This window comes from Streptococcus sp. DD10 (assembly GCF_001578805.1).
Classification (GTDB): domain Bacteria; phylum Bacillota; class Bacilli; order Lactobacillales; family Streptococcaceae; genus Streptococcus.
Genome location: NZ_KQ969160.1, coordinates 166,278 through 175,920 on the forward strand (window position 1 = coordinate 166,278; position 9,643 = coordinate 175,920).

General features: G+C 38.0%; 7 protein-coding genes. All 7 read right to left on the reverse strand.

Going from position 1 to position 9,643, the window contains the following annotated elements:
* Positions 1 to 53: 53 nt before the first annotated feature.
* The 7 genes from STRDD10_RS06190 to STRDD10_RS06220 all read right to left on the reverse strand — a co-directional run bounded on the left by STRDD10_RS06190 (position 54) and on the right by STRDD10_RS06220 (position 9,372).
* Positions 54 to 926 carry a MetQ/NlpA family ABC transporter substrate-binding protein gene (locus STRDD10_RS06190; RefSeq protein WP_067193985.1) on the reverse strand — a complete coding sequence of 291 codons (873 nt, stop codon included), beginning with the start codon at positions 924 to 926 and terminating at the stop codon, positions 54 to 56.
* A gap of 25 nt (positions 927 to 951) precedes the next feature.
* Positions 952 to 1,791 carry an amino acid ABC transporter substrate-binding protein gene (locus STRDD10_RS06195; RefSeq protein ID WP_067193987.1) on the reverse strand — a complete coding sequence of 280 codons (840 nt, stop codon included), beginning with the start codon at positions 1,789 to 1,791 and terminating at the stop codon, positions 952 to 954.
* Positions 1,792 to 2,206: 415 nt separating this feature from the next.
* A complete protein-coding gene (locus STRDD10_RS06200) occupies positions 2,207 to 3,364 on the reverse strand; it encodes an amidohydrolase (protein WP_067193989.1) in 1,158 nt (385 codons plus the stop codon).
* On the reverse strand, positions 3,351 to 4,271 hold the full coding sequence (locus tag STRDD10_RS06205; RefSeq protein WP_067193990.1) for a DMT family transporter: 921 nt from the start codon (positions 4,269 to 4,271) through the stop codon (positions 3,351 to 3,353). Before STRDD10_RS06205 ends, STRDD10_RS06200 begins: the two co-directional genes overlap by 14 nt.
* 175 nt (positions 4,272 to 4,446) lie before the next feature.
* The gene (gene asnA, locus STRDD10_RS06210) at positions 4,447 to 5,439 is read right to left on the reverse strand and encodes an aspartate--ammonia ligase (RefSeq protein WP_067193992.1); all 993 of its coding nucleotides are present in this window, start codon (positions 5,437 to 5,439) and stop codon (positions 4,447 to 4,449) included.
* A 282-nt stretch (positions 5,440 to 5,721) separates the two neighbouring features.
* On the reverse strand, positions 5,722 to 7,695 hold the full coding sequence (gene tkt, locus STRDD10_RS06215) for a transketolase (RefSeq protein WP_067193994.1): 1,974 nt from the start codon (positions 7,693 to 7,695) through the stop codon (positions 5,722 to 5,724).
* Positions 7,696 to 7,989: 294 nt separating this feature from the next.
* Positions 7,990 to 9,372 carry a glycoside hydrolase family 1 protein gene (locus STRDD10_RS06220; RefSeq protein WP_067193996.1) on the reverse strand — a complete coding sequence of 461 codons (1,383 nt, stop codon included), beginning with the start codon at positions 9,370 to 9,372 and terminating at the stop codon, positions 7,990 to 7,992.
* Positions 9,373 to 9,643 lie beyond the last annotated feature (271 nt).

The following is a 9,643-nucleotide window of genomic DNA, read 5'->3' on the forward strand; positions in this document are numbered from 1 at the left end:
GATACACTAGAACCGGTCCTCCCTTATTCACACTATCGTGCTAGAATGATTGATTACCAAACTGGTTGGTCCATACCATCTGATGATTCTTCGATAACTTTTTTTACACTATCCGTGTGGTAAGCTTTAATAATTTTTTCAATCGCATCAGCTTTATCAGATGATTTCCAGTCTTTTTTAGCTGCAAGTAGGTTGTACCAGTTCTTAGAATTTTCACCGATACTTTCTTTAAACAAAGCTTTTTCAAAGTCAATACCAGCTTCACGAACAAAAGTATTATTAACAACTGCAGCATCAACAGAAGTCAATGAAGCTGCTGTTTGAGAAGCATCCAGCTCAGAAATCTTCAAGTTTTTAGGATTTTCCTTGATATTTGCTACTGTAGCAAGTTCAGAAGCAGGCACATCCAACTTCAATAAACCTGCTTCTTGAAGAAGATTCAAAGCGCGACTTTCATTTGTAGCGTCACTTGGAACGGCAATTGTTCCATTTTCTGGGATGTCTTTTACATCAGTATACTTATTTTTACCATCTTGTGTTCCTGAGTAAAGACGGATAGGAGCGATATAGGTATCTGCTACCGCTACGAGGTCAGCATTATTTTCCTTATTCCAGTTTTGAAGATAATAATAGTGTTGGAAAGCATTGATATCTACATCACCATCACGAACAGCTTGGTTAGGCTGTGAATAGTCTGTAAACTCGGTGAATTCTAGCTTAACCTTTGCATCTGCTTCATCCAAGTTTTTTTGAACTTGGTTCCAACGTGCTTCTTCAGTATCACTTAAACTCATCACCCCAACCTTTACAGTTGTTGTACCGTCTGACGACTTAGTACTGTTTGAGGATGAGTTCCCACAAGCGGCAAGGGCAATCGTAGCAAGCGCAGCAACTGCTGTTAAACCAAAAACTTTTTTCAATTTCATGAGTGATTTCTCCTATTATTCTTTACTATTTGATGTCTGCTGCATCAGGAAGGTAACTACCACCTAAATATTGGTTTGAAAGTTTCTCTAGGGTTCCATTATCGTAGAGTTCCTTGATACGTTTGTTCATAAAGGTTTGTAGTTCTTCTTGTCCTTGTGACAAGATAGGATATACGTAAGGTTGTTGGCTACTTGGCAATTCAATTGTTGTCAAGTTGTCCAATCCTTGGTCACGGATAATTTGATCTACAGTGATTTTTTCAAAAATCTTGTAATCTGTACGTCCATCATTTAAGCTAACAAGTGTTTGCTGGATAGTCCCATCTGTATAATTGATTGTCGTTGGGTTATCCGCGTGATCTTTGTTCCAATCTTCCACTTGTTTCGCAGTTGACGTTCCTTGAACAACCTCTGTTGATTTTCCACCAATATCATCAAGTGATTTGATGTCACTATTCTTTTGAACTACAAGAACAGTTGGGTTTTTTGCATATGGACTGGTATAAAGATATTTTCCAGCACGTTCTTCTGAATAGCTGATATTATTTGCTCCAATTTGGTAGCGATCGCTGTCTAAACCAGCAAAAACAGAAGACCATTCTGTCTTATTGAAATTAACCTCGTACTTATCAGAATCTTTAAAGATTTCGCGAAGGACCTCAATTTCATAACCAGTGAGCTTACCATCTTGATCATATGAGAAAGGCTTCGTTGTTCCAACCGTTCCAACTTCGATTTTAGTCTTACTAGCACTGCTGTCACTTGTGCTTGCGTTGTTCGATGATGAGCAAGCTACCAAAGTGGCTGCAGCCACAAGTCCTGTTGCTGCAAAAGTAGTATACTTGATGATTTTTTTCAAATTCAAATTTTTTTCCTCCAAAAGTTAATTTGTTTTATCATACCAAATCCAGTTCTTCTTGTATAATATATAATATTTATCAAGTCTATAAAGAAAAACTATCACTTCTGTTTTTACTCTGATTATTATATCAGAAAAACGTAAGAGATAGTTTATTTAATTTCTATGCATTCATATAGTTTAAAACTATACAGGATTATTTAGAATATTTTTAGTAATTTAAAGTCAAACTACTCTTTTTACTCCAAATCACCCTTATTCGGTAAGTAGGAACCTCCTAGATAGTCTTGGCTGAGTTGTTCTAGCTTACCACAGCTGGAAGCAAAAGAAGTAAAGAAAGCATTTCTTTCATCTGATTAACCTCGAAAACTAGATAAGTCTATCATAACAAGAAAAAACACCCTCGACTAATATAAAATTTTTATTCTCCCGATAGTTTCTTTTTATAATGCTGGAGTAAAAAGATGGCATTTTTAACATAAAAAGGAACCGAGACATAAAAAGCTTGATCATCAATCGTCATTTGGTCATTATGGAGATCTGGAGCATCAATTGCTCCATTTGAACCAATGAAAACAAAGACACCAGGAATTTTTTCTTGATAAAAGGCAAAGTCCTCGCCAGCCATAGAGGGCACTGCCTCAAGAACTGTTTGAAATCGACTGGTGTTAAATCGAATTAATTCTGTTAACTCTGGATTATTATAGGTAACAGGTGGCGTATGATCCCAGTTCATTTTTACCTGGGCTCCCATACTTTGAGCTATTTTCTCTACTATTTGGATAAAGTCACACTTAAGAAGCTTTTGAAGGTCCGGATTAAACGTACGAATCGTACCTTCAAAAAATCCTGACTGGGGTAAGACGTTCCAGGTTGACCCAGCCTCAATATGAGTAATGGATAAGACAGCTGGTTCAAAAGGAGAAACCCTTCGAGAAATTAACTGCTGTAACTCTTGTACCATACTGGTTATCGCCATTACTGTATCAACTCCTAGGTCTGGCCGAGCGGCATGGCTACTGACACCAGCAACATCTACGCGAAACTTTTCAACACCCGCCATAACTCCTCCGCTTTTTATCGCCAACTGATTGGCCTTGAGCTGAGGCATATTATGAAAACCAAGGATAGCGATCACATCATCTAATCTCCCCGTCTCAAGCACCGCACTAGCCCCATGTGATGTTTCTTCAGCCGGTTGAAAAATCAAACGGACAGTGCCTTCTAGCTGAGGCTCGAATTGTTTCAGAATTTCTGCTGCCCCTAGTAAACTGGTCTGATGAAAATCATGCCCGCAAGCATGCATAACACCATGAGTTAGACTAGCATACGGCAAACCGGTTCTTTCTATAATAGGAAGAGCGTCAATATCAGCTCGAAGAGCAATAACAGGGGACCCTTGCCCAATTTCAGCAATCAAACCTGTTTTTAAATTCGTTTCTAGAATTCTCACATTGAGATTTTCTAAATACTCTCGTAAAAAAGCAGTTGTCAGATACTCCTGATTTGACAGTTCTGGATATTGGTGAAGATGGTGTCTTATTTTAACAAGCTTTTCAAACAAACTAGTCTCTATCATGAATGTGATTCTTCCTTTCATTTAATAAATCACGTACAGAAATCAAACTTACTCCCAATAAAATCATTCCCATACCCAGAAAATCAATGGCAAAAAATTGTTCTCCCATTATTAAAAAGGAAAAGAACACAGCTGCTATAGGTTCTATAGAGGCAAGTAGGCTTGATTTTACAGGACCTATCATTCCAGAACCTTTTAGAAAAAGGGTGTAGGCCAAAATCGTTCCGATTAAGATAATCCCTACCAAGGCAAGGCCCAACTCAACTGTAACTTTTAACTGTAACTGCCCTAATCCGCTAAATGGAAGTAAAGCTATTCCAGAAATCGCCATTCCCAATCCAATGACTAACATCGTCCCCCAATCACGAATAATCTGAATCGGAATTAAAATATAGAGAGAATAGGTAAATGCTGAGAATATTCCCAAAAAAAGACCACTAGTTGTTATGGATAATTGCGTTAAATCTCCATGTGTCGCAATCAAGACAGTCCCAAAAAAGGCAAAAAATATCGAGAGTAACTCCATCAAAGTTGGAGCAGTACGTGTTTTGAAACAACTATAGAGTAAAATCAAAATGGGACATAAATATTGTAAAACGGTTGCTGTGCCAGCATTGGTCTCGTGAATCGTTAGTAGATAAGAAAATTGATTCAACACAAGACCAAATAATGCAAATAAAACTACAGTCACCATGGATTTTTTATCTCTAATCAAGCGTAAAACTTTATTTTTATCCGTTAAATATACAGCCCCAAGTAAAACAAATCCAGCCACTAATAATCGAATATTGGTCAATGGTAATGCTGAAAAACCGTTCGCCAGCAAATATTGCCCGCTAGCACCTGATAACCCCCATGAAATTCCAGCCACGACTGTTAATACCATTCCTTTTAGCATTTTTGACATACATTTCTCCTAAAATAATATTTTTTTATCATGGTCAACCTTACAATCTCTCGTGATTCTTTCAAAAAGAAACTCATTTATCTTTTGCAATCATCATTACAGTTTGTGAGTATAAAAAGCCTGAGAAAATCTCAGACTCTCATCAATCCTAGTCTTGTGAATAGACAAGGGTTCCTTATAGGATATTTTCATAACTATCACGTACTGTTTGTGGCCAAACACTGGTTTGAACTTCTCCGATGTGTTTTTTTCTTAGTAAAAACATCGCCATACGTGATTGCCCAATTCCTCCACCAATCGTCAATGGGAAAAGACCTTTGAGAAGAGCCTGATGCCACTCCAGTTCTAACCGTTCTTCATCACCAGTGATGGCAACTTGGCGTCTCAGTGTATCGTCATCAACACGAATCCCCATAGAAGATAACTCAAAAGCCCCGCCTAGAGCTTCATTCCAAACTAGAATATCTCCGTTCAGTCCTTTATATCCATTTTCAGACTCACTGGTCCAATCATCATAGTCAGGTGCACGTCCATCATGAGGTTTTCCATCTGACAACTCACCACCAATACCAATCAAAAATACTGCACCAAACTCTTTACAAATCGCATTTTCTCTCTCTTTAGGAGACAAATCTGGATAGCGCTCTACAAGTTCTTCTGTATGGATAAACGTGATTTGTTTCGGTAAAACAGACTCAATGTCATATCTTGCTTCTACTGCAAGTTCCGTTAGTCGAATCGCTTTATAAATCTTTTCAACCGTTTCTTTTAAGTAAGCCAAAGAACGATGACCATTTGGTATCACTTTTTCCCAATCCCATTGATCAACATAAACCGAATGGGTAGCATCAAGCGAATCTTCATCAGGTCGAAGGGCTTTCATATTGACAAATAATCCTTCTCCTTCACTAAAACCGAAACGAGCCAATGTATAGCGTTTCCATTTAGCAAGCGAATGAACAACTTCATAAGTCGCATCGGGAATCTGCAACACTTTGACAGAGACAGGGTGTTCTACACCAGACAAGTTATCCTGCATCCCATCACCAACCTTACTTAAGATTGGACCTTGGACTTCGACAACTTCTAGTTTATCTTTTAAATATTGAGTAAACGTATTTTTTACAAAAGAAATTTCCTCTTGCTGGTGAATAAAACTTTTCTTCATCTCTGTTCTCCTTATATTATTTTATGAAATGGGTTAAAAGAATTATACACCGAATTTCAAAAAAAGAAAAGAGAAATCCTGTAAATTTTTTATTTAACTTTACAAACTAACAGTTCATCGTCTTCCAGTTTTCGACTAGAATGAAAAACACTTTCCCTTTATAACCGTCTATTTTAAAAAAGCAATGACTTTAGTCATTTTTAATGCGTCAGTAAAAGTTCAAATAGCACTATGATAAGCAAAAAAAGAATTAGGACTAGCCTAATTCTTTTTACTTATTTTTTACAATTTTTGAATGCATTGTTTTACATTTTCTACAGTAAATCCATACTCTTCTAACACTTTTCCTGCTGGAGCGGAAGCACCAAAAGTATCAATTCCCAGTACAGCTCCATCCAGTCCTACATACTTATACCAATTTTGAGTCGCTCCCATTTCAATCGCCAGACGACGGCGAACTGCATTTGGTAAGATAGATTCTTTGTAAGTTGCTTCTTGGGCATCAAACAATTCTGTTGATGGCATGCTGACAACACGAATCTTTGCCCCATCATTAGCTAACTCTTTTGCGGCTGCAACTGCGAGATTGACTTCTGAACCAGTCGCTATGACGATAGTGTCAAAGTCAGTAGCACTTTCAAAGACAACATATCCTCCCTTTGCCACCTTATCAAAGCTAGTTCCTTCTTCGACTGTTAGATTCTGACGAGTCAAAACAAGAGCTGTAGGGGTTTTAGAGCTACTTGCTGCTAGATACCATGCAGCCTGTGTTTCACGAGCATCTGCTGGTCGAAAAACAGTTAAGTTTGGCATGGCGCGAAGTCCAGCTAAATGTTCAATCGGCTCATGGGTAGGACCGTCTTCTCCTACTGCAATGGAGTCATGAGTGAAAACATAGGTCACAGGAAGTCCTTGAAGAGCAGATAAACGCACTGCAGCCTTAACATAATCAGAAAAGACAAAGAATGTACCTCCATACACGCGTACCCCACCGTGTAAGGCCATACCGTTTAAAATCGTTCCCATAGCAAACTCACGTACACCAAATTGTATGTTACGATTGAGACGGTTGGCATCATCTTGTAAGCCATCTGATTTGATATAAGTCATATTTGAATGAGCTAGATCTGCTGAACCACCTAAAAAGTTTGGCATTTTTTCCGCAATCACATTTAAGGCATCTTGACTTGAGTTACGTGTTGCTTGAGAAAAACCATTTTCTAATGCAGGGAAGTCTGCCGCTGTAATTTCAACTGGGTCTCGACCCTCTAAAATTGCTGCAACTTCTACTGCTAACTCTGGATAGGCTTGTTTATAGTTTTCAACTAGAGCAGACCATGCATCATAGGCTGCAACTCCGCGTTCTACAACATTTTCTTTAAAATCAGCATATACTTCTGAAGGAATTTCAAATGGAGCGTACTCCCAACCAAGGGCTTTTCGAGTTGCTTCTGTTTCATCCACTCCAAGTGGTGCACCATGGACAGCGTTCGTCCCTTGTTTGTTTGGTGAACCATAACCAATAACTGTCTTCACCTCAATCAAAGATGGCTTTCCAGATGCTTTAGCTGCTTCAATCGCTGTTTCAATCGCTTCAAGATCCGTCCCATCTGTTACTAACTCTGTATGCCAACCATATGATATGTAACGATCACGAACACTTTCTGTAAAGGAATCTTTTGTCTCACCATCTAGATTGATATCATTCGAATCATATAATACAATCAGCTTGTCTAATTTTTGAAGACCAGCATAAGAAGCTGCCTCACTTGAAACACCCTCCATAAGGTCCCCGTCACCACAGATAACATAAGTATAGTGATCAAAAATTGGATATCCTTCACGATTATATTTTGCAGCAAGAAAACGCTCTGCTTGGGCAAACCCGGTTGCAGTTGAAATTCCTTGTCCAAGAGGGCCAGTTGTAGCATCTACACCTGATGTGTGACCAAATTCTGGATGACCAGGTGTTTTAGAACCCCACTGACGGAATCTTTTTACTTCTTCAAGAGAAACATCTTCAAAACCAGAAAGGTGAAGAAGAGCATACAAAAGCATTGAACCATGTCCAGCAGATAGGATAAATCGGTCACGGTTAATCCAATTTGGTACTTGAGGATTGATCTGAAGTTGTTTTGTAAAAAGGCTATATGCCATCGGTGCAGCACCCATAACCACTCCAGGGTGGCCGGAATTTGCCTGATTAATAGCATCAATTCCTAAAAATCGAATAGCGTTGACGGATAAATTTGACATAGAATTCTCCTTTGATATGTCCGTAATCTTTAAGCAATTACTTCAACTACTATTATATGAAAAAAATAGTCGTTCTGCAATTATAGACGACGCATTCTTACTTCATTTTATCATGAAAATATAAATTCACCGTTCTAAAGCAAAAACTCTTGGAAAAGAACGCTTCTATTCCAAGAGTTTCACAACCATCCATGATAGGATTGATTTACAAAAATTTACATGTTTTTACTATCATTCTATATGGTGCTTGTTCTATTGGAGATAAATGTTTTTGATTTCAATCTTATTTAGAACTTAATCAAATCCATTATTCTGGCTCAATTGCTTAAACCAGTATCCTGATTTCTTTATGTAACGTTTTTGAGTAGCTAAATCTAATTCAATTAAACCATATCGATTTTTATAGCTATTTAACCATGACCAGCAATCAATAAAAGTCCACATAAGATAGCCTTTGCAATTGGCACCTTCTTGAATAGCACGATGGAGAACCCTTAGATGATCTTTTACAAATTCAATCCGATAGTCATCGTGAATCATTCCTTCCTGACGGAATTTTTCTTCTCCCTCTACTCCCATACCATTTTCCGTCATAAACCATTCAATATTGCCGTAATTTTCCTTAATATTTTGAGCAATATCATAGATTCCTTCTTCATAAATTTCCCAACCACGATGAGGATTGATTCTTCGGCCTGGCATCACATAGGGTTCATAAAAGTGATCTGGCATTAAAGGAGCATCTTGATGGATAGCATACTTAGGTGCTGCTACTCGTAAAGGTTGATAGTAATTAACCCCCAAAAAATCAACTGTGTTGTCTCGTATAATCCCTAATTGCTCCTCATTTGATTCTGGTAAGATCTTGTATTCTGCTAATATATCCACTAACTCACGAGGGTAGGTACCCAAAACTGATGGGTCTAGAAAAGATTTCGCTTGAAATAACTCTGCAAAACGTGCTGCTTTTTGATCTGCAGGATGTTGACTTCGTGGATAAGCTGGAGTCAGATTTAAAACGATTCCAATTTGATATGTAGGGTTCACCTCATGGCAGGCTCTAACAGCTAGACTACTTGCTAACTGGGTATGAAATGCTACTTTAACCGCCGCACTAGCATCCACCTTATGTGGATAGTGAGCATCATAAAAATACCCAAACTCCACTGGCACAATCGGCTCATTGAAGGTAATCCAACGATCCACCAAATCACCGTAAGTTTCAAAACAAAATCGAGCATAAGCTTCATAAGCTTGAACTGTAGCTTTATTTTCCCACCCCTCTCCTTCTTTTTGAAGAGCAAATGGCAAATCAAAATGATACAAGTTGACCATCAATTGGATTTCTTTTTCCTTTATTTTTTCAAAAACTTTCCGATAAAATTCAACTCCCTTATGGTTTATCTCACCTGTGCCTTGTGGAAAAATACGAGACCACTGAATTGATGTTCGAAAAATAGAATGTCCTGTTTCCACAAGCAAGTCTATATCCGATTCCCAATTTTTGTAAAAAGATGACGTTATGTCAGGTCCAATCCCATTGTAAAACCGCTGCTTTTCCTCTTTAAACCAGTGATCCCATAAATTGTCTCCCTTGCCATCATTTTCAACTCTTCCTTCAGTTTGTGGTCCTGAAGTAGAGGTTCCCCATAAGAACCCTTGTGGAAATACTACCATTCTTTTACCTCCTTTTTCTCTTATTTTATAAAAAGAACAGAGAAAATACTAGACACATTTTTGTGACGTTTTTCTGCTGATTAAAGAAATAGTAACTATTTATACTCAATGAAAATCAAAGAGCAAACTAGGAAGCTGGCCGCAAGCTGTGCTTGAGTACGGTAAGGTGAAGCTGACGTGGTTTGAATTTGATTTTCGAAGAGTATTAGGCTATTTCATTTTGCTAGTGGTTCGTCCTACTTCCTTCATTCAAATTAAATAAAATCCTTGG